The organism is Microvirga calopogonii, assembly GCF_003347665.1.
Lineage (GTDB): Bacteria > Pseudomonadota > Alphaproteobacteria > Rhizobiales > Beijerinckiaceae > Microvirga > Microvirga calopogonii.
This window is the reverse complement of record NZ_QDGA01000091.1, coordinates 1-20,105: the sequence shown is the minus strand read 5'-3', so window position 1 is coordinate 20,105 and position 20,105 is coordinate 1. Positions and strand designations below refer to the sequence as shown.

The following is a 20,105-nucleotide window of genomic DNA, read 5'->3' as shown; positions in this document are numbered from 1 at the left end:
TGCAATACCGTTGACTTAAGCTATAGGACCAAACGCCGGCGCAGCCGGGCGACCCACTGGTTGAAGCGGTACATCTCCAGATCATGGGATTGGCAGTACGCCGTGCGTGTCAGTCGACTGGCATGCCAGTCGCGGACGTGCTGATGCCATGAAGGGCGGCCGCAGGCCTGGCCTGGTGGTCTGGAAGCAGTCTGCGGGAGAGCCGTTGACAGGAGCACCGTGTCCTCCACCATTGGCGCGACAATCCGGATAAGCGCGCTGGAGCGGACGATCGGCGCGGTCAGGGGCGGCCCAGCCCGCGCCTTGGTCGGGAAGTTGCTCATCTTACGTTTCACCACACGTGGATTGTGGCGACCTCGACGGTGCTCGGCCGGTGTGTCGATGATCTCGATCAGGATCATCTCATGCATCTGATGCTGTCGCTGAGGGGGAAAACGCGGCATAAAACGGGAGATGCCGCCGGACAATCCGCACCGTGTGGAGGAAGGACAACGTGTCCGGGTCGCACCCGGCCTTTCGGCTGGCGGCATAGATCAGCTGCCGCAACGCCAGATGGACGAGCAGAAAGCCATAGAGTTCTTGTTCGGCCAGATCCGCCCGGCGACTGCGCAGCATCAGGCGCTGCCCGGGCAGGCTCACCTTGAATTCGGCGAAGGTCCCCTCGCACTCCCACCGTTCATGATACAGCGCTGCCAACTCCGTCGCTGGCGCGACGGCCGGGTCGAGGAGCGTGGTGACCAGCCGATCGAGGGGCTCCGCGTCCGCGATGCCTTCCAGGCGGTCGTCAATGACGCGCACGACCTGTCCCCCCTCATTGTGTCGACGCTGCTTGGGCGAGGCGTAAAGCCGGCTCAGATACGAGCCATCGGGAAGGCGCTGGTGGCAGGGCAGTTTGTGGTTGACGCGCACCCGCCAGAGCAAGTCGGCGCCCGTCGCTGCCGCCAAGCGCCACAGCTCAAAGCCGACGAAGGCCCGATCAGCCAGACACACCATGTTCGGCTGCAAGTGCTGCAACACGCGCGGCGTCAAGCGGACCTCGCTGGTGTCGTAGCGGCCAACCGCCACGGCGAACATGGCATGGGTGCCGGTTTCAATCAGCCCCACCAGGCGCAGCTTCGGGAAGCTGCTGGCGCCCCGCGAGGCGGCAGGGCGGCCGAACTGGGCCTCCAGTTCCGGCGTATCCGGCAGATCGATGGTCGTGCCATCCACACTGACCAACCGGCGACCACGGTACCACGCTCCGGGCGTGCCGGGGTCCGCAATGGGATGGGCCACCCGCTGGAACAGCTCCCGCATGGGCGTGACCCCCAGCCGGATCCGCGCACGGGTGATGGCCGACTTGGTCGCCCCCAGCGCGTCGAGCCCGCCCAGGCGGAGCCACCGCACCCCCTCCAGCAGGCATCGCAACACCTCGCCGTAGGAGGCCTGTGCATACAAGGCCAGCGCCATCACATAGTACACCACCAACGGCGCTGGCAGCTGTCGATGCCGCTGGCTCTGTCGCTGCGTCGCGACCAGCACAGCGTCAATCAAGGCCGCCGGAACGGTCGTCGTCAGCACCCCGAGTGTGACGAGATCGCTGATCCGTGGGCTGTCCGGAAGGCGCGCTGGAGGTCGGGTCATGACTGAACCCTCCGCAAGCCACTCCCTCTCGTCACTTCACACCCCATCGGCAGCTTAAGTCAACGGTATTGGCTCTAGGTGTCCTGGAGGGCTCGTATGGCGAACGCATCCGGTATCAGCAGCCAATCCACTTCTGATCGAGAGGAGGGTAAGTCTGCGGAGTGTCCTCCAGACAATAAGCTGCCCGAGAACTCGTAGGAGAACCTCGATGCACGGCTCGACCATGCCATTGAGGAGACCTTCCCAACGAGCGATCCAATCTCGGTAACCGTCACGAAGCAACCCGCTCCTCAGCAACCGCGAGAGGTAACCGCCTCCAGCGATCAGAGCCATGAAGGGCAGGATCAATCCTAAGAGAAGACTGCCGAAAAGGTTCTGGATCAGGTCAAGGAGGCTCTGCAAGATGTGACACAGGCAGCCTCCACCACGGCCCGAGACGCTTACAGCGAGGGCCAGCGCTATATGCGTCAAGCCCGCGAACGTTTTCCAGAGGCTGAACGCTCCTTTCACGAGGGGCGTCAGGTGCTTCATCAGGGGATTACGGACAACCCGTGGCTCTCGCTCTTTGCAGCAGGGGTAGTTGGTTACCTGCTGGCCTGGATGATCCATGGCCAGCAGCGTAGGGACGATAGGCATGTGCCGGATCATGCGAGAACCCGTCGCGGATATGCTGCGCGCCGCGACGGTCAACAAGGCTGATGGAGGAGACAAGTCATGGTTCAGACCGATACGACAACTCGCACGGATGCCTCTGGTGAGATGACCGGCAAGCCCCTGATTGCGAGTGACCGTGTCGAGGGTACTGCCGTCTACGATCTGCAAGGCAATCACCTCGGCTCGATCAAGCGCCTGATGATCGAGAAGATCAGCGGCAAAGTTGCCTATGCGGTGATGTCGTTTGGCGGCTTTCTCGGCATGGACGAGCACACCATCCCGTGGAGCAGGCTGACCTACGATACCAGCCTGGGCGGCTACCGCACAGACATCACCGAAGAGCAGCTTCGCGGGGCTCCGACCTTCTACCGGGGTCGCGATGACTACGATTGGTCAGATCGGGAGCGCGAACGGGAACTGCACGACTACTGGCGAGCCCCTTACTACTGGCCCATCTGAGATCGTGACGACGGTTGTCGGAAGAGCTAGTGGGCACGAGCCAAAGGGCTACACCACCCTTTGGCTCAATCTAAGACGGGAGTAGCACAGGATGCCCGACGATCCTGAAGCCTCACCTCTCGATAGCATCGTTGCACTGGCCCGCCAGATCGCCGACGAGTGCCCATCCTGTGCCAGCCGCGCCTCGGAGATCATCATGTGGGCGAGCGAGATCAGAGAGCGGCGACCAAGCAGGGAGGAACTGGCCGCGCTCGTCGATGCCACGTGCCAGGGCTATCTCCCGGATGATCAGCGTGAGTTGTTGATCAAGGGGCTCAGGGCATTCGTCCGCTTTGCGGAGTAGCTGCTATCGGCTTTGATCTAGCAGGCGGAAGAGACTGGTGCGCATATTGCACTCCCTCATCCGGGTCGCACAAGAATTCGGAGATCAGGCGGCTCGTGATACCCGGCTGGGTCAACGGAAACATATGTCCGCCTTCGTTGAGGTCGCGATACTGCCAGTGTGGAGCCTTCTCCCGCAGCACCTCAATGATCTCACGAATGGGCCGCTTCGTATCTCGCGTCCAGACCACCAGGGTCCGGGCCTGAATGCTGGACCAGTTCTGCCGAGCCGTCATACCGAGCACAGCATCCCATTCATGGAGGTTCGGAGGCATGGATGACGTAAAGGTCTTCTGCCGCTCGGGCGACATGGCAGCCCAGGTGCCCTCCCCGCTCCAGTAATCCGCGAAACCAGCGGCGGCCTTCTCCCAGTCACCCGATCCGCCAGACCGCTTGACGCTGTCTCGAAGTCTGAGGACCTCTGCATAGGCATCCACCCGCCCAGCCTCATCGAGCAAACAAAAGGGGATGGGCTCCAGCAGGATCAGCCGGGATACTTTGTCCGGACGGTGCAAGGCGATAGTCATCGCCACTGCGCCACCAAAGGAATGGCCGACCAAGGCAACGTCGCTGCGGGCCTGATCTATGAACGGCTGAATCGACTCGCCTTGGTCGGCAAGGGTCTGCTCCCGATCACCGGGCCAGGGACTCGTTTGCCCGTAGCCGAAGAGGTTGATCGCAATGACATGGTACTGATCCTGGAGCGCTTCAACTGTCGTGCGCCATTGCCGGTTACCCGCCACTGAACTGTGCAGAAGGATTACGCAAGAACCGCTCCCCGCTTCGATGTAGTCGATGGTCCAGGAACCGGTCCTTAGTACGGGCACAGGACATCTCCATAAGGATGTCGTCTCACTCCGCAGCCTGCTGCCCCGTCTGAATTGCTTGCGCCACTTCTGCAAAGACTGGGAGACTGCGCACGATCATCGGCTCAGAGGCCGTGAGGCTGATGCGGAAGTGACCTGGAACATCCATGACACGACCGGGCATGACGAACACGTCACGATCCGCCAGAGCATCCCAAAACCTGTCTCCGTTTCCACTGGGATACTTGCAGAACAGGTAGAAGGTGCCTTCAGGCCGCAGCACCTCATAACCCGCCCGCTCCAGACCGTCAGTCATGCGAGTTCGCTTGACTGAGAGGGCGCGCATGTCGATGCTGAGCCTTTCCAGATCAGGAACGGCATACTGCATCACAGCATTGGGAAAGCACCACCCCAGTGCCATCTGGGCGGCAAACAAGCTATCTCGGATGGCCTGCTTATCGGCACTTGGCATCAACGGTGACAGGGCCAAGTAGCCCAGTCGCTGCCCCGGAGCCAGGAGCACCTTGCCATAGCTGTAGGAGATCAGCGTCCACGGGTAGACCGTCGCTGGGCTGACAAAGGCATGCCCATCAAAGCGGATGCGCCGGTAGGGCTCATCTGAAAGAATGAAGATTCGCCGTCCGATCCGCTCAGAGGCGCGGTTGAGCATCTCTGCCAATGTAACGAGCTGGTCGCGGCTGTAAATGCGACCCGTGGGATTATGTGGCGTGTTGATTATGACCAGACGGGTTCGTGGCGAGATTGCAGCCTCGATGGCAGAGAGGTCCAAATCGAACCGCTCACCTTTGAGCCTGACCTTTCTGGGCACGACATCCGCTGCCAGGAGCATGGGCTCGTAGCAGAACCATGCTGGGGTCGAGAAGATAGCCTCTTCACCCGCATCGAGCAGCAGGCGGAATGCGACAGTAATTGCTGCGAACGCCCCATTGGTCAGCGCGATATCGTCTGGCTGGAATGGCAGTGATAGCTCTTGGGTCAGACGCTCGGCCAGGAACGCTTGAGGCTCAGGCTCGCTGGCCTTGTAAGCGAACCAGTCCTTATTGTGCGGCACGGCATGGTGTCGGATGGCATCGACCAGTCCCGGCAGCGGCATCTCATGTGGGTTGCCAAAGGTGAAGTCACAGATGGCAGGCTCACCCCGGCGCTCTGCATAGCGGGAGTGAAAGTAGAACCGCCGGATGGGCTCGAAGCTGTCCGCTGCCGCTCGGACACGATTGGAGACGACCTGCATGACATCTCTCCTAGCTTTAATCGGTGCTGGCTCGTGCAACAAGATTGACGCTGCATTCGAGTGCTACTGGCGGTGGTCACTTTTCATCGAGGATGGCGGAACATGGGTGTGACCGGCGGGCAGGTCCTCACCTGAATGGTCCCCAGCACTTCGAAGCCATGGCGCTGATAGAGCGGGATGTTCTCCGGGTTGGAGGATTCCAAGTAGGCAGGGATGCTGTCTTGGTCGCAGACCTTGAGAGCGTGCTCTAGCAGAATGGAGCCATAGCCCTTCCGTTGCTGGACAGGATCGACGCCAATCAGCGGCAGATACCAGTTGCGGCTCATGCGGATGGTAGTGGCCCATCTGCTCGAAGATTGCGAACAAGACCTCCTGTTGCGACTCTGGAACCGTGCGCTCAAAGAGGCTCATCAGAGCCTGCTCGTCAGGCTCGACACCCGGTGGCAGCCACAGCGCAGCGGCCTGAACATCACCGATGAAATGGGCTGTGCCGCACTCGAAGGCCCTGCCGCCGAATGCGCTGACGAACAGAGGGAAGTACGCAAGATATTTCTCAGGCTCTGGGTACATCCAGCGCACGGCAGGGTCCGTACTGAAGGCGAGAGACATCGTTGCGACGAGTCGAGGCTGTTCGTTGGAGCCTGCCGTTTGAACCTGGGCGTTCCTCTCCGCTCCTGCGGGGCTCCAATCAGGAGACGTAAACCTGTTGCGGAGGCTAACCCAAGCCTCGCGCTGATGGAGGTCGTCAACGGTGTTAACCTGGGCTGTTGTCATCCGTGTCTCCGTTGAGGTCAGACCCACTCAACATCGGCAGAGAGACAGTAGCATGCAGGAAACAGGGTGCCCGTGTGGAAAAGCACCTGACGGCGTTCTGGCGTGGGGCTGAATACTCACGCGCTCTGCTTTTCGCGCATACCTCAAGGCGCAAGTCAGGTTTGCTCTCAGCCAAGCTTGGCAGTCACATCCCCCATCACGGACATGGGCTGGACACCTTACCCAACCCACAGCAGAATCTTACCCAGAACAGCACCGAGGGTCCGATGGATCGGCAGGAGCACAGGGTCGAGCGGCGGCTCGCGGCGATCTTTGCGGCGGATGTCGCGGGCTATGCCCGTCTAATCGAGCAGGACGAGGTTGGGACGCTCCGCACGCTCACCACGTACCGTGAGATCATGGACCGGCTGATCGCCGAGCACGGTGGACGGATTGCCAACACCGCTGGCGATAGTGTTCTGGCTGAGTTCCCCAGCGCCGTGGAGGCTGTCCAGTGCGCCGTCGATGTCCAGAATGCCTTGGCACTGGCGAGCCAGGATATTCCCGAGGAGCACCGTGTCCGATTCCGGATTGGCGTGCATGTTGGAGATGTGATGGTCCGGGGCGGCGACCTGTTGGGCGACGGTGTGAACATTGCCGCACGATTAGAAAGCCTTGCTGATCCAGGTGGCGTCTGCCTTTCGGATGTTGCCTATGGGTATGTGCGAAGGGCTGTGCCCTTCGCCTTTACCGATCTTGGCCCAAAGAAGGTGAAAAACATCGACGAGCCAGTTCGCGCCTATGCGGTTTGCGATCTAATCTCTGCTTCACTGAACGAAACCCCGACAGCCGATGCCGACCTGTTGCGGATTCCTGATAAGCCGTTCATAGCGGTTCTGCCCTTCACCAGCCTAAGCGGCGACCCCGAGCAGGAGTATTTCGCCGATGGGATCACGGAGGACCTAATCGCGGCTCTCTCCCGCTGCCGCTGGCTGTTCGTCATCGCCCGCAACTCTGTCTTTACGCTGAAAGGCCGAGCCGTGGATATCAAGCAGGTCAGCCGTCAGCTTGGGGTGCGCTACGTGCTGGAGGGCTCCGTTCGAAAGGCGGGCAATCGAGTACGCATCACGGCTCAGTTGGTCGAGGCCGTCACAGGCACAGATATCTGGGCGGGGCACTTCGACCGCGACCTGATGGATATCTTCGCCTTGCAGGACGAGATCACCGAGAGCGTGGTGTCGGCCATCGAGCCCAACTTGCAAGCGGCTGAGATCGAGCGGGCTAAAGCCAAAGCAACCAGCAACCTGGAGGCATATGACCTTTATCTTCGCGCCCTGCCCGAGTTCTATGCCTTCACGGAGCACGGCTTTCGCCGCGCCGAGGCGCTCCTGCGGCAAGCCGTCGAACGTGATCCCGGCTATGCCGAAGCCTGGGGTGCCCTTGCTGATTGTCGAGGCCGCCTGATGGTGGGAGGCTGGACTAGGGACTGGAATGCCGATGCGGCCCGGAGCCGGGAGGCGGCTCTGCAAGCGGTTCAATGCGATCCGGACAATGCGCGGGTGCTCGCCATCGCGGCGTGGTCCTTGATCTCGCTCTCAGGCGTGCTGGAGCGCGCCGTCACCTTCTGCGAGCGTGCCCTGTACCTTCAGCCCAACTCATCGTATGTCCTGACGAATTGCGGCTGGGCGCTGATCTACAACGATGAGTGCGAGCGTGCCCTCGCCTGCTTGGAGAAGGCACGTCGGCTGAACCCACTGGACCCGCGCGGCTACATTACGCTGAACGCAATCGGGGCGGTGCATTTCATGGAGGGACGGTTCGCTGACACGGAGCAGTTCACGCGGCGAGCCCTGGAGATGAGCCCTAATCACCCGATCTCGCTTCGCTATTTGACGGCAGCGCTGGCACAGATGGGGCGGCTGGCCGAGGCGACAGAAGTCGGGCGTGTGTTGCAATCCACCCGCTGGGAGGCGATGCGAACTCACTTGAACCGGTCCTGCTACCGCAATCCCAAGAAGCGGGAACTCTTGTTCGACGGCTTGCGAAAGGCGGGTGTACGAGTGTGATGCTCTCCTGTTCAACTCCTCTCATAATCGCCCGCGCCTGAACTAACCTTTCGCATCGAACTGTTTGAGCTTCCATTAGCGATTGTATCATTGCAGAGAATTCCCAAGCAGTCGATCTATCATGGTCCTGACAGCCCGCATCTGCGGGCCAAGCCGGGTGTAGTAGTTCGACCCGCTGTAGCCCCAGAAATCCCAGCAGCCATTCGGGTTCGCTGCCGAAGTCTTTACCTGCGGAAACAGGACAACAATGTTATTGCTGGCCGCCCAGCGATTGTAGCCCGCATCTCGGATAAAGTCGTCGAAGACGCTGTCCACATTCTGGTTGCAGCCGTGAAATGCGACATGCAGGCGACACTGCTCGGCGGCACATGCGGCAGGGACATACAGGTAACCGACGCCATGGAGACTGACGCTCTCATTGGCAGCGCTGAAGAATTCCGACTGATCGAAAGCGAGCAGTGTCCCGTCCCGATGCGGATCATCGGAGGCTGGCTTGAAGTGTTCCGGGTATAGGTGGCGCAACAGTATCTCAGCCGCCTCATAGCCGCACTGGATCACGAACGGCGGCTCGTGTTGGCCGCAGTCTCGGACCGGGAACTTACTCTTCCCCGCAAACCGGCTGACCGGCATGCCGTGATTGGCCGGTTTCCCGTTCTGGTTCCGGTCGAACCAGAGGTTCGGCTCGTGAACTCCGAGCCGATCATAGAGCCGCCTGAGGGTTTCCATCACCGGGAGCGGAACGATGTCGTCCTCCTTTCCATGGAATAGCCAGACCCGGCTGCCCGCGAGATTGGACGGATGGTCGATCTGCCCCTGACTGGCAGCCTCTCTGATGAGGTTGAGGGAATCCGCAGCCTTGGGCAGATTGGGCCGGAGCCCGTAGTAGAGGTCACCGTAGTAGTGCGTGCAGGCCACCACTGCCGCCGAGACCCGATCCAGGTCGATTGATGAGATGGGCGACCAAGGATCGGGGATGTGCTCGACGCAGCCATATGGCCCACCCGCGATGATACCTGCGCCTTTGACGAGACTGGAGAAGGCGATGTGAAACTGGTGTGCGAAGAAGCCTCCGGAGGACAAGCCTGAGACCGTGACTGCCGTCCGGTCCGGATGGGACAGCGTAGGCAGCTTCTGGCTTGTTTGCTGAGGCGGCGGATCAGGCAGGCTGTCATGGGTGGCGTGCCCCGCTGTCGGTGACAGCATTACGACGGCACACACCAGCCACATGAATAAACGGGCCACAATCTGAACCCTCCGCGCATCGGGAAGTCTGTAACCGTCTCTCCGTCCCTCAACGGAGTCACCGAAATATACAGGTGAGACCCCGCCCGAGGCCAGAACGGCGGATTGTCTGTCCCGTTAGATCAGCGGAGCTATCCCGAAGGAGAACTCCCACTGAGATGTTGCTCAAACCCGATCCTTGCCCGAAGTCTAGGAGGCTGTGCCCCGCCGTAGGAACAGGAGAAAATGATGCCGAAGTTTGTCATCGAACGGGAGATGCCCGAGGTCGGCAAGTTATCGGATGCCGACTTCCAGGGAGCGGCTCAGAAATCCTGCGATGTTCTCCGGGCGATGGGACCGGAAGTGCAGTGGATCGAGAGCTATGTGACGGGCGATAAAATCTACTGCGTCTACTACGCCGCTGATGAGGGCCTGATCCGCGAGCATGCCGAACGGAGCGGCTTTCCGGCGAACAGGATCAATAAGGTCGAGCGGATCATTGATCCGGCCACCGCTGAGGCGTGACAATTTGGCGGCGGGTCTGAGTGAACCCGTTCAGGACAGCCTCTAATCTGGAGAGTCGCCATGCGTGCTCATGCGCTCCTTATCGTCCCGTGCCTGTGCTTCTCTATGCCTGCTGTGGCCCAAGACCAGACCACTATTCAGAGCCTGAACGACCAATTTGCGAGAGCCTTCAACACTGGCGACATCGCAACCCTTGCGAGCCTTTACGCTGAAGACGCGGTCATCTTGCCGCCTGGAGCGGAGATGATGAAGGGCAGAAGCTCCATTCAGGCATTCTGGAAATCTGCCGCCGAGCAACTCGGCGACGCGAAGCTGACTGCCGTTGACGTGAAGCCGCTCGGAGGTAATGCGGCGCGCGAGATCGGGACCTTCTCGCTTCGGACAAAGGGACTGCAGCCGCAGGAGATTACCGGAAAGTATGTCGTGGTCTGGGAGAAAGTCGGGAGCGACTGGAAGCTCGCCACCGACATCTGGAACATGAACAAGTAAGGCAGCAACCGACTGCCAGACGAAAGCTCGGTGTGAAGCTCGGATCGGAGAGGTCATCATGAGTAGCCTCCTCGTCCACGTCACCTGCGGGCCTGAGAACCCGACCAAGGCGACCCTCGCCTTCTTTGTCGCGGCAGCGGCAGTCGAGGCAGGACATGAGGTCCATGTCTTTCTGGCCGGTGACGCTGTTCAACTCCTGCGCGAACCCGTGCGAAATGCCCTGACGGGGCTCGGCACAGGTGCGCTGAACGAACACTACTTGAAGATCATCGCGGGAGGCGGTCGCCTCTACCTCTCGGGCGGGTCCTGCGCCGCACGAGGTGTGACCGATGAGGACCTCCACGGTGTTCCCTATGAAAAGGGAGCCCCGCCGACCTTGGTTCGGCTGGTCATGGAGTGCGACCGGAACATCGTCTACTGACGTGGTATGTTCGGAGAGCAAGGAAAGGGAGACCTGATTGCAGACGCGGTTTCCATTACATTCCTCGGCGACTTTGCGGCGGCTTGGAACCAGCACGATACGGGTGCAATCCTATCGATGATGACTGAAGACTGCGTACTCGAAACCAGCCGTGGACCTGACGTGAAGGGGGCAGTTTATACCGGTCAGCGGGAAGTTCGCCGTGGGATCGAGGAGGTCTTCGCCACCTTTCCGGATGCCCAATGGAATGGTCCCAGGCATTTCATTGCTGGAGATCGCGGCGTCACAGAGTGGGTCTTTACGGCAACCGGATCGGACGGCGCTCGCGTAGAAGTTCAGGGCTGCGACGTGTTCACGTTCCGGGATGGCAAGATCGCGGTGAAGAACTCGTACCGGAAACAGCGGACCGGCTGATCCCGGAATTCCCCTTGTTCAGCATCGCAGCATCGATACGCTCGTTCGGGAGTGTGCTGCTAGGGTGTTGTCATGACTGCACCCGCCCCGCGAGGCCTAAGCGTCTTCAACAATCACGTTGCCAACCGGGCGCCATCCAGACATGACAACACCCTCTTCCCAAAAGGCGTTACTTGCTAGGGATGCTGCCAGTCGCGTCGACGTCCTGTCCAGATCGTGCAACTGCTGGCTCATCCTGCTTCGGGCTTTTAGGCGCTGGGGTAGCCGGGTCTGGAAGGATCGGCAGGAAGTCTGGCGCCCCTGCTGGGACGCTAGCCCGTGCCAAGCAGGGCGCGAAGAGGGCCTCAACGCTCCTGGGTGACGGATCAGGACACTGGGGTCCTTCATGCATCGAGAGGCTATACAGTGTAACTGCGATACACACGGCTGCACCCGTATACGCAGCAAGAATTTCACGCCTCATTGCCTCTCCCCTTTCAGAGGGGCAATGCGCTTGCGCTCAGTTTGTTTCAGGAAAGCCGAATGGCCGAGGGACTGCCATTCATCTCAACAGTTCCAGCCTCTCAGCGATGCTCTCTTCCACGTAGAAGTCGGGGCTGACTTCAGTTAACAGCCGACGCAGATGCTTTGTGTCGCTCTTTTCAGCTTGGCATCCCGAGCACGTTGCAAGGCTTCAGCCTTCTCCCGGATTGCAGTGATCTTTGTGTCGCTTTCCTCAGCGGTGAGTGTCTTTTCGGCCACTGAAGGGGCTTTGGCCTTCGAGGCAGGTGATTGCGCGTAGGCAGGCTGCGAGGCAACAACGAGGGCAATGATGGAGACGACTGTGGCAATGCGCATAAGTATGCTCGCTGAAAGAGTCCTGGGCATTCTACGGTAGCACGCCCGAGGCACTCACTTGACCTGCTATTCTGCTGCTGGTTGGACACTTAATAGTGATTTGCCGGGGTTGCGAAGGAGTCCAAACCCTTCAGCCTGACTCGCTTCCACGTACTCATGAGGGCGGATCTCGACCATCAGGACACCATCGTCTCGGATGTAAGATTTGCATTTGGTGGGCATGAGGGAAGATGAACGCTTAGACAGAGTGACATTCAGAGCGGGTTCACTCCCCAGGAAGCAGTCTCAGCGCATCCCCTGAGGAGGGTACCATGTTGAAGAAAGTGGTCTTTGCTCTTGCGCTCACTGCCACTGGATTTGCGGTCCAGGCAGCCTCTGCTAACCCGCTAGCTAGCCCTGCCGTCATTCCCGAAGCTCCCGGCGCTTTGGTGCAGCGCATCCAGTATTACGACCCGCCGCGTTATGAGCGGCGGTACGAAGGCCCACCGCGCGGCTACTATGACCGTCCGTACTGGCGCCGTGGCGATGGCCCTCCGCCGTGGGCGCGGCCTTGGTGGCGCCGCTACTATGAGCGGCCATACTGGGAAGGGCGCGAGTACTACGGCCGCGGCTGGTGAATTGGAGGCTGAGGCGCAAAAAAGCCCCGCGCGATCATCTCGCCGAGGCACCCAACTAAAGCTAACGCAGTCCGGGTGAAAATCACCAAGACTGCTCTGTGGCTGTATAACTATCGCTAAAGCCCTACGGTTTCAAGGATCGATCCTACTTGTCCCAATCGTCGGCAAGCTACAGTGGCTTGTATAATCGATCGAGCAGTACAGGGCCGAGATGGAACAGCAAAGCGCCGGCTGTCGCTGCACCTATCAACTCTAGGCCAATCTCCCAGAATGGTTCGATCTTTTTGCTGCACTCAAAGAAGGCTTCGCCCAACTCGAACGAGCACTCCAACAAGAGGCCTATGAGGGCACCCGCAAAGGCGCGGCTGACGGAATCCAAGCCATGTTCCAAAGGCAATCCCTCTGCTTAGCCGAGCCAGGGGCCTTGTCTTGCGTCAAACCAATCGCATGCTTTGCGTATTTCTTAGTTGATGGTCCTCCTTCTCCGCTACGGCTCACCGCAACCGTGAACCTTATCGTCTGCTTGGCTCCTGCAGAGAGATTCCTGCCGGCACCTTCAACTCGCCGTCTTCCTGATTCAGGTCGATAAAATGGTTATTCCTGGGAATAACCAACCCCTCCCCGATCTTCGGCAACTTGGATAGGGCGGTGCAGGTGACAGCCGAGCACTCTCCCGACGAGGTCTCAGTGCCAGTAAACCGTGGGGTGGCCTGCCCAGGACCTGCAAGGCTCCCTTCAATCCGGATGCTCTGATCAGGAAACAACCAGGTAAAGCGCTGGCCCATCTGCTCCCACGTGCCTGGCCATTCGCCCGGCTTCGTCCGGGTGGAGGTGCTGTTCAAAGCAGGCTCGTCGGGAGCCAAGATTCAACACAGGAACACTTCTTGGTTGGAGACAGGATACATGCTGAAGAGTATCGCGCCAAAAAGCAGAGAATACGCCGGACGCAGGTGAAGGACCCGCGTCCGGCAACAAGCGTCAACATCAGGCGACAGCGGCGAGAAGTTGATCCTTCGTTACGCCCAGGGCAATGATCGTATCGCCTTCGTTCGTCGTCACAGTGGTGGCATCGACCAAGATCTGGCCTTGCTCGTTGGATGTGAACTGCTCGAGGAACGACGCAACCTCGCGGAACGCCAGATCGCCCAGGAAGGTCTGGGACAGCCGCTCTCCCACTTCTGGAACACCGAGACCCTCCGCCTCAAAGGCGGCGAGCACCGGCACAAGGTCAACTGGCCCCTCGTTGATGTTTGCGATGTCGGCGAGGATTTCCGGGGCAATGTCGAGCCTGTCGTGACCGTTGCCGAAATCAAGCGCAATCACGGTATCCTGCGCATTGTTGCCGACAATCTCCCGGCTGATGAAGAAGGTGTCGTCCCCGGCTCCGCCGAAGTGGATACCGAGCCCCTCCCCCGTGTCGGTCAGGTCGTTGCCCCAATTGCCGAGCGCGTAATCCGCGCCCTTGCCGGTGCGGATGACGTCATTGCCGAAATTGCCCCACAGGGAATCGGCGCCGTCACCGCCCAGGAGTTTGTCGTGGCCGAGGCCGCCGTTGACGACCGTGTCATCGCCAAAGGTTCGCACCCTGTCATTGCCGAAGCCGAGATCCACCGTGACATCATCGGCCTCAACCCGGACGCGGTCGCGGCCGAACCCTGTGGAGACGAGGCTGCCGTCCTCGTCCACAGTGACTCTGTCGTTTCCGAAGTTCCCGTACAGCCAGCATCCCAATCCGAAATCGTCATAAAAAGGCATGGTCGAACTCCTCAAGCAGAGAGTGCCAATCCATGGGCGCCGAACGTATCAAGACTTCGGCATGATCACGCTGTCGATCACGTGGATCACACCGTTCGATGTGCTGATGTCGGCCTGCGTGACGGTCGCGTCGTTCACCTTGACGGAGTTGCCGCTGGCATCGATCTGCACGGCCGTGCCCTCCACGGTCTGGGCGCTCGTCGTCTTGCCCTTCAGGTCACCGGACTTCACGTTCCCGGCGACCACATGATAGGTCAGGATCTTCTGGAGCTGAGCCTTGTTCTCCGGCTTCAGGAGGTTTTCGACCGTCCCGGCCGGGAGCTTCTTGAAGGCATCGTCCGTGGGGGCAAAGACCGTGTAAGGCCCCTGCCCCTTGAGTGTGTCGACAAGTCCAGCGGCCTGCAGGGCGGCCGCCAGCGTCTTGAAGTTGCCGTTTGTCACAGCGGTTTCGACGATATCCGCCGCTGTTGCCGGAGATGCCATCGCAAGCGTGGCCAGCACGGCATAGGCGCTATACTTCGCAGTCATTGCTCTCTCCTCTTCCTCATCGCTGTGCCCTCTCGTTCACCGGCATCAGCCCTGTTTGATATGCCCGCGGCATGGCCAGCTGTTCATCGGGAGTTTCCCGAGAGGACGCGGAAAATCACTGTAGGAGCTGCGCTTTCCCTTGTGCCGTCAGGCAAAGATGACGAGGATCAGGAACCGCTCCCATCCGGCACCGACATAAAGCCAAGCTTGAGGCCAGCATGGACCACCCCACATCCAGCCATGGTTCATCCACGGAGCATCGGAGATCTCGCAGAAGACGCTGCACAGTGACAGGAGGGCTTCAGGCTCGCCGACTGCCGACTTTGATCGCGCCAGGCGTGGAGGCGGAGGCCTTGCTCCGCTCCACGCTGGATGCTCTGTCGGCTCACATCGCCGTGCTGGATGAGGCGGGAACAATCATCGCGGTGAACCAAGCCTGGCGCGCCTTCGCCCATGCCTCCGGCTATGCCGACGAGAACCACGGGGTCGGGATGAATTACCTAGCCGTCTGCGAGCGGGCCGCTTCCCTGTCACAGGAGGCTGCCAGGACGGCAGAGGCGCTGCGGGAGATCATGGCAGGCGCCCGCTCCGAGTTCCGAATGGAGTATCCCTGCCGCAGCCCACAGGGACCGCGCTGGTTCCAGCTCCGGGTGACCCGGCCGGACCAGGCACCGACACGCCGGATCGTAATCGCACACGAGGATATCACCGAGGTCAAACGCACACAGCAGGAATTGGCTCGGCTGAGTGGCCGCCTCATGCATCTGCAGGATGAGGAGCGGCGTGCCATCGCACGCGAGCTGCACGACACGACCGCCCAGAACCTTCTCGCCATCACGTTGAATGCCTCCCGCCTGCATGGACAGGTCCGTGATGTGGAGGAGTCCGCCCGGCGCATTCTCGAGGAAACGTTCGAACTGGCGGAGCAGAGTCTTCAGGAGGTCCGCACCTTGTCCTATTTGCTCCACCCTCCGCTGCTCGACGATGTTGGGCTCACTGCAGCCTTGAGCTGGCTGGCGAGAGGGTTTTCTGCACGAAGCGGCATCCAAGTCGACGTCGCGATTGAAGGTAGCGGCGAGCCTCTCTCGCGGCCCATTGCGACGGCTCTTTATCGGGTGGCCCAGGAGGCGCTGTCGAACGTTCACCGGCATTCCGGGAGCAAGCGGGCGCGGCTGGCGCTCTATCGAACAGACGGCAGCATCCAGCTCGACATCGTTGATGACGGCACCGGGCTCAAAGCGCCCGTGAGAGCCACCGGAGAGGATGCTCAGTTGATAGGCGTTGGCATCTCGGGGATGCGCTTGCGTCTGGAGCAGCTTGGGGGCCGGCTTGAGATCCGCTCGAGCCCTTTGGGCACCTGGGTGGGCGCCAGCGTTCCGGCCCAGTCACGCTCCGCCAATGAACACTCTCCGGGCGAGCTCCCGAAGATGCCTCCCGATGAGCCCTGAGGACTTGTCATGCTTCGCATTCTTCTTGCTGACGACCACGACATTGTTCGGCGCGGGCTCAAGGTTCTCCTGGAGCAGAATATGGGTTGGCAGGTCTGCGCAGAAGCCTCCAATGGCCGAGACGCCGTCGACCTCGCCTTGCAGCATCGACCCCAGGTCGCTGTAATCGATCTGTCCATGCCAGAGCTCAATGGCCTGGAAGCGACCCGGCGCATTCGCCAGAGCCTGCCGGACACCGAGGTTTTGATCTTTACGATGCACGAAAGTGAGGAGTTGATCCGCGAGGTGCTGGGGGCTGGCGCCCGTGGCTACCTGCTCAAGTCCGATGCGGTCCGGCAGCTGATCCCGGCGGTCGAGAGCCTATCGCAGAAAAAGCCGTTCTTTGCCGGACGGGTGTCGGAGGTTGTTCTGGATGGCTTTCTCAAGGGCAGGCCAGCAATGCCGGCTCATCCCACAGCCGAGCGGCTGACCTCACGCGAACGCGAGATCGTCCAACTTCTGGCCGAAGGCAAGAGTAACAAGCAGATCGCGCGTCTTCTAGATCTCAGCGTCAAGACAGTGGAGACCCACCGGACAGCTGCGATGCGGAAATTGGAGCTCACTTCGCTGCCTGACCTGGTCCGGTACGCGATCAGGATGCAGATCATCCAAGCCTAAACCGCGGGCGCAACAGATTGGTGCATCCCATGCGTCTACCTTCGACCTCCTCGCGCTTGAGCAGTCTCGAACGACCGGCTCGGACGCTCGTGATCGGCGCGTCTGGCGGGATCGGATCCGCTGTCACGCAGCTTCTTGCATCGAACGGGTTCGAAACCGTTCATGCCCTGTCCCGTTCGGGTGCGGGGACTGGCTTGGCTGGCGTGCGGGCGGGACGGATCGACCTTGAGAACGAGGCGAGCATTGCCGCCGCAGCTGAGCAGCTTATTGAAGGCGCGCCCCTGCGCTTTATCCTGGTGGCAACAGGCCTGCTCCACGATAGCACGCTCCAGCCCGAGAAGACCTATCGCGCCCTCGATCCAGAACATCTCCTCCGCAGCTTCCGGATCAATGCGATCGGTCCGGCCCTCGCCGGCAAGCATATGCTTCCGCTTTTGCCGAAAACAGGCAAGAGCGTCTTTGCTGTCCTCTCGGCGCGTGTCGGCAGCATCGAAGACAACCGGCTTGGCGGCTGGTACGGCTACCGGGCGTCGAAGGCGGCCCTGAACCAGTTGGTACGAACCTTTGCGATTGAACTCGGTCGCCAGAGGCCGGACGCTGTCTGTGTCGCCCTCCACCCAGGAACGGTCAATACAGCTCTGAGCCATCCCTTCCAGGCCGGGAGCGAGAACAGGACAGTGTTTTCGCCCATGGCGTCTGCCGAGAAAGTTCTCGCTGTCGTGGATGGCCTGACCTCAGCACAGTCGGGGCGGCTCTTTGGCTGGGACGGGCAGGCAATTCCTTTTTGAGAGGAAGGGTGCGCCTCCTCTAGGACGTTCAGCACAACAGGAGCACCCTGCGCGTCAGCAACAGGCTCATACCGGATTTGTGCTTTTCAGATGTTGCAGCGCGGCCCGCATCAGCCGATCCGGGCCGAGATCGTGCCGGTTCTCCATCTGCAACATCGCGGCCAGCCGGGCTCGGGCACGGTTGACCCGGCTCTTGAGGGTGCCGACCGCCACACCGCACAGAGCCGCCGCGGTCTCGTAGCTCTTGCCCTGCTCGGCCACCAGGAGGAGCGCGGTGCGCTGCCCGGAGGGCAAACGGATCAGCGCCTCCTGAAGGTCGTCCAGCATCAGCTTGGAGTCCTGCTCGGGCTGCACCATCGGGCGCCTGGCAAAGCCACCCTCCGGGTCTTCGACCTCCCTCCGGCGCTTGCGGTGCTCGGAGTAGAAGCTGTTGCGCAGGATCGTGAACAGCCACGCCTCCAGGTTGGTCCCAGGCTGGAACTGATCGAGGCTCGCCCAGGCGCGCAGCAGGGTACCCTGGACAAGATCGTCACTCCGGACAGGATCGCGGGTCAGGTGCAGGGCGAAGTTCCGCAGGTGCGGCAGACAGGCAGAAAGCTGATCTTTTACGTACCGCGAGCGGCGCCGTGCGCGGATCTCCTGCACGAGGGCAAGGTGCTGTGCGTGGGAGTGGGGGTGGATGTGTCGGAGCCGCAGCCGCTTGTGATGGGCCGAGCGGCTGCGCTCTGTTCCGTTGGAAGCGGGACGGCTGTGTTGGCGAGCGGCTTGGGTCATGGCCGTGCTCCACCTGAGCGACAGCTTCACCATACACCTCAGGTTGGCCGTTCGCGAGACAATTCCGGTCCAGGTTCTCCACCCCTAAGCCGCAAGGGCTTCGTCCCAGTGGTATGGGACGATGAAAGCCGCAGGTGCCGCCGGGTCGGGGCTGCGCTCCACGTTGACCAGCCGCAGGGCCGCCTTGACCTCGTCCAGGCGCGAGGGCTCGCTTTCCGGCATGCCCTCAGCGTTGGCGAGATCAAGCAGATACTCGTCCCAAGCCCAGCGCTGCAAGATCTCTCGCTTGCAGTCGATCGTCAGCAGGGGATGGCACACGACATCATGAGGCGCGTTGAAGACAGACGCTGGGTTGACGAACGCCCGGTCGAGATCCGGCAGGAACGGAGCTTCGCGGCGGCTGGCGCGGCCACGCAGCCAGGACGCCCATGGCACGACGCCAGAAGGGTTTGCGCCGGCTGCCCACTCGCGAGTTACCGGATGCGATTGGCCAATGGGACGCTTGGAACTGCCCTCCCCTGCTCGCTTGGGCCAATGGTGCTCTCGGGTCAGGAATGGCGGTGGTGATTGGGTCTGTCTGATCCTGATCGTCTGCTGCTCCATTGCACTCCTCCAGATGCAAGTCGATCAATGACGGGTTGGGATGTCAGTTGGCCTGCCATGGTCCAAGCCACAGCCGCAGGCCAAGGCTCATCGTGAACAGAAGCGCCGCCTCGTCCCAGGCGGTCAGGTGCGATGCCAGCGGCCGCTCACCCCGCAGGCCCGCCAGGCTGACGGATGCGATCCCAGCCAGAAACAGCAGACCGGCAAACGCGAACGGCATCAGGGGCACCGGCACGAGAGCGGCGAAGCACAGGCAGAACGCCAGCACCAGGCAGTAGCGCTCAAGTGCTTCGCGATTGATCTCCCTCAGGCTGCGGCGCCCATCGTGTGGATCAAGCCAGTCCGGCAGGCGCGGCCAGTCGCGCCGTTTGAACGAGGTCATGGCACCCTCCCCATCTAGTGGGTCGTCTGCCGTCGGGTCTGGCATTCTGCTGGTGCCTGTGATTTCGGCTGGGGCAGCGGTTGGCTGGTACAGGCTCCGGAACCGCCAACGCGATGGATCTGCTCCGTCGCGCAGCGCCGGCGCCGCTGCCGGCGCTTGCCGTTCCAGACAAACGGTGTCGGCTGCGCATTCCAGCTTCGTGCCGTCTGCTCGAACCAGATCCCGATCTCGTCGGAACTCTGCGGATGCTGTCCCGCGAGCGCCCGCCGTTTGAGCACGCGCTGGATCGACTCCGCCATGTTGAGCCAGCTGCCGGCGACCGGCGTGTACAGCGGCATGACGCCATGCGCACACAGCCACAGCACCAGTTCAGGAGTCTTGTGGCCGGTAAGATTGTCCCACACCAACAGCAGCCGCAGCGGCGGCACCTCCTCCGGCAAGGTGAAGCACCGGCTCAGCCCGGCCTGCCAGGCCTCCCACGCCGCGTGCGTGAGAGCGGGATCGGCGACAGCTGGGGCGGGCAACTCCGCCAGGATCGCGCTGAGACGCTCGCGCAGCCAGGGATGCAGCACCGCATTCGTACAGTGCTCGGCCGGCTGCAGGCGCACCTGGCCCGAGGCGGGATGGAACAGGGTCAGGATCTTGGTCGTGC

Annotated in this window: 24 protein-coding genes; 11 read left to right on the top strand and 13 right to left on the bottom strand. The window is 61.2% G+C overall.

Annotated features, from left to right (window positions below; translation table 11 throughout):
* Positions 1-20 precede the first annotated feature (20 nt).
* Together tnpA and DDF70_RS29780 are read right to left on the bottom strand one after the other, a co-directional pair.
* Positions 21-410, bottom strand: a complete 390-nt coding sequence (gene tnpA / locus DDF70_RS29785) for an IS66 family insertion sequence element accessory protein TnpA (RefSeq protein ID WP_162820591.1) — start codon at positions 408-410, stop codon at positions 21-23.
* Positions 403-1,623, bottom strand: coding sequence for an IS4 family transposase (locus DDF70_RS29780; RefSeq protein ID WP_114947125.1), 1,221 nt, complete (start codon positions 1,621-1,623; stop codon positions 403-405). The genes tnpA and DDF70_RS29780 overlap by 8 nt, the downstream gene beginning before the upstream one ends.
* Positions 1,624-2,337: 714 nt before the next feature.
* On the opposite strand from DDF70_RS29780, the gene DDF70_RS29770 reads away from it, so the two are divergent.
* Both DDF70_RS29770 and DDF70_RS29765 read left to right on the top strand, forming a co-directional pair.
* Complete coding sequence (locus DDF70_RS29770; protein ID WP_114948310.1) at positions 2,338-2,736, top strand: PRC-barrel domain-containing protein; 399 nt, start codon at positions 2,338-2,340, stop codon at positions 2,734-2,736.
* A 91-nt stretch (positions 2,737-2,827) separates the two neighbouring features.
* The gene (locus DDF70_RS29765) at positions 2,828-3,079 is read left to right on the top strand and encodes a hypothetical protein (RefSeq protein WP_114948309.1); all 252 of its coding nucleotides are present in this window, start codon (positions 2,828-2,830) and stop codon (positions 3,077-3,079) included.
* On the opposite strand, the gene DDF70_RS29760 is transcribed toward DDF70_RS29765, so the two are convergent.
* From DDF70_RS29760 to DDF70_RS38390, 3 genes are all read right to left on the bottom strand, one after another.
* The gene (locus tag DDF70_RS29760; protein ID WP_162820771.1) at positions 3,051-3,944 is read right to left on the bottom strand and encodes an alpha/beta fold hydrolase; all 894 of its coding nucleotides are present in this window, start codon (positions 3,942-3,944) and stop codon (positions 3,051-3,053) included. The genes DDF70_RS29765 and DDF70_RS29760 overlap by 29 nt on opposite strands.
* Positions 3,945-3,969: 25 nt before the next feature.
* Entirely contained in the window at positions 3,970-5,175 is a 1,206-nt protein-coding gene (locus tag DDF70_RS29755; RefSeq protein ID WP_114948307.1) for an aminotransferase class I/II-fold pyridoxal phosphate-dependent enzyme, read from the bottom strand.
* A gap of 83 nt (positions 5,176-5,258) precedes the next feature.
* Positions 5,259-5,576: a GNAT family N-acetyltransferase gene (locus DDF70_RS38390; RefSeq protein ID WP_483466656.1), complete on the bottom strand. Its 318-nt coding sequence runs from the start codon at positions 5,574-5,576 to the stop codon at positions 5,259-5,261.
* 639 nt (positions 5,577-6,215) lie between these two features.
* Between DDF70_RS38390 and DDF70_RS29745 the strand changes: the two genes are divergently transcribed.
* Positions 6,216-7,994 (top strand): adenylate/guanylate cyclase domain-containing protein, encoded by a 1,779-nt coding sequence (locus DDF70_RS29745; protein WP_114948306.1) that lies wholly within the window; start codon positions 6,216-6,218, stop codon positions 7,992-7,994.
* A gap of 87 nt (positions 7,995-8,081) precedes the next feature.
* Here DDF70_RS29745 and DDF70_RS29740 read toward each other — a convergent pair whose 3' ends face one another.
* Positions 8,082-9,236, bottom strand: coding sequence for an extracellular catalytic domain type 2 short-chain-length polyhydroxyalkanoate depolymerase (locus tag DDF70_RS29740; protein ID WP_162820770.1), 1,155 nt, complete (start codon positions 9,234-9,236; stop codon positions 8,082-8,084).
* Positions 9,237-9,464: 228 nt separating this feature from the next.
* Here DDF70_RS29740 and DDF70_RS29735 point away from each other — a divergent pair, with 228 nt between their 5' ends.
* From DDF70_RS29735 to DDF70_RS29720, 4 genes are read left to right on the top strand one after another with little or no spacing between them, the layout of a single operon-like run.
* Positions 9,465-9,740 (top strand): DUF4242 domain-containing protein, encoded by a 276-nt coding sequence (locus tag DDF70_RS29735; RefSeq protein ID WP_114948304.1) that lies wholly within the window; start codon positions 9,465-9,467, stop codon positions 9,738-9,740.
* A gap of 60 nt (positions 9,741-9,800) precedes the next feature.
* Entirely contained in the window at positions 9,801-10,229 is a 429-nt protein-coding gene (locus DDF70_RS29730) for a YybH family protein (RefSeq protein WP_114948303.1), read from the top strand.
* Positions 10,230-10,287: 58 nt separating this feature from the next.
* Positions 10,288-10,650 carry a DsrE family protein gene (locus tag DDF70_RS29725; RefSeq protein WP_114948302.1) on the top strand — a complete coding sequence of 121 codons (363 nt, stop codon included), beginning with the start codon at positions 10,288-10,290 and terminating at the stop codon, positions 10,648-10,650.
* A gap of 6 nt (positions 10,651-10,656) precedes the next feature.
* Positions 10,657-11,064 (top strand): nuclear transport factor 2 family protein, encoded by a 408-nt coding sequence (locus tag DDF70_RS29720; protein WP_114948301.1) that lies wholly within the window; start codon positions 10,657-10,659, stop codon positions 11,062-11,064.
* A gap of 606 nt (positions 11,065-11,670) precedes the next feature.
* On the opposite strand, the gene DDF70_RS29715 is transcribed toward DDF70_RS29720, so the two are convergent.
* The gene (locus DDF70_RS29715; protein WP_114948300.1) at positions 11,671-11,901 is read right to left on the bottom strand and encodes a hypothetical protein; all 231 of its coding nucleotides are present in this window, start codon (positions 11,899-11,901) and stop codon (positions 11,671-11,673) included.
* A gap of 311 nt (positions 11,902-12,212) precedes the next feature.
* Here DDF70_RS29715 and DDF70_RS29710 point away from each other — a divergent pair, with 311 nt between their 5' ends.
* Positions 12,213-12,518, top strand: a complete 306-nt coding sequence (locus DDF70_RS29710) for a hypothetical protein (RefSeq protein WP_114948299.1) — start codon at positions 12,213-12,215, stop codon at positions 12,516-12,518.
* Between the two features lie 984 nt (positions 12,519-13,502).
* On the opposite strand, the gene DDF70_RS29695 is transcribed toward DDF70_RS29710, so the two are convergent.
* Positions 13,503-14,273 (bottom strand): calcium-binding protein, encoded by a 771-nt coding sequence (locus tag DDF70_RS29695; RefSeq protein WP_114948297.1) that lies wholly within the window; start codon positions 14,271-14,273, stop codon positions 13,503-13,505.
* A gap of 48 nt (positions 14,274-14,321) precedes the next feature.
* A complete protein-coding gene (locus DDF70_RS29690) occupies positions 14,322-14,756 on the bottom strand; it encodes a fasciclin domain-containing protein (RefSeq protein WP_245435695.1) in 435 nt (144 codons plus the stop codon).
* A gap of 398 nt (positions 14,757-15,154) precedes the next feature.
* On the opposite strand from DDF70_RS29690, the gene DDF70_RS29685 reads away from it, so the two are divergent.
* From DDF70_RS29685 to DDF70_RS29675, 3 genes are read left to right on the top strand one after another with little or no spacing between them, the layout of a single operon-like run.
* Positions 15,155-16,249, top strand: a complete 1,095-nt coding sequence (locus DDF70_RS29685) for a sensor histidine kinase (RefSeq protein WP_162820769.1) — start codon at positions 15,155-15,157, stop codon at positions 16,247-16,249.
* 9 nt (positions 16,250-16,258) lie between these two features.
* Positions 16,259-16,906 (top strand): response regulator, encoded by a 648-nt coding sequence (locus DDF70_RS29680; protein WP_114948294.1) that lies wholly within the window; start codon positions 16,259-16,261, stop codon positions 16,904-16,906.
* A gap of 29 nt (positions 16,907-16,935) precedes the next feature.
* Positions 16,936-17,694 (top strand): SDR family NAD(P)-dependent oxidoreductase, encoded by a 759-nt coding sequence (locus tag DDF70_RS29675; protein WP_114948312.1) that lies wholly within the window; start codon positions 16,936-16,938, stop codon positions 17,692-17,694.
* Between the two features lie 66 nt (positions 17,695-17,760).
* On the opposite strand, the gene DDF70_RS29670 is transcribed toward DDF70_RS29675, so the two are convergent.
* The 4 genes from DDF70_RS29670 to DDF70_RS29655 form a co-directional block, all read right to left on the bottom strand.
* Positions 17,761-18,330 (bottom strand): sigma-70 family RNA polymerase sigma factor, encoded by a 570-nt coding sequence (locus DDF70_RS29670; protein ID WP_245435694.1) that lies wholly within the window; start codon positions 18,328-18,330, stop codon positions 17,761-17,763.
* A gap of 222 nt (positions 18,331-18,552) precedes the next feature.
* Positions 18,553-19,071: a hypothetical protein gene (locus DDF70_RS37650; RefSeq protein WP_114948292.1), complete on the bottom strand. Its 519-nt coding sequence runs from the start codon at positions 19,069-19,071 to the stop codon at positions 18,553-18,555.
* A gap of 43 nt (positions 19,072-19,114) precedes the next feature.
* Positions 19,115-19,453: a hypothetical protein gene (locus DDF70_RS29660; protein ID WP_114948291.1), complete on the bottom strand. Its 339-nt coding sequence runs from the start codon at positions 19,451-19,453 to the stop codon at positions 19,115-19,117.
* Between the two features lie 14 nt (positions 19,454-19,467).
* Positions 19,468-20,105: transposase (locus DDF70_RS29655; protein ID WP_205772502.1), on the bottom strand; the 638-nt coding region annotated here is incomplete at its 5' end.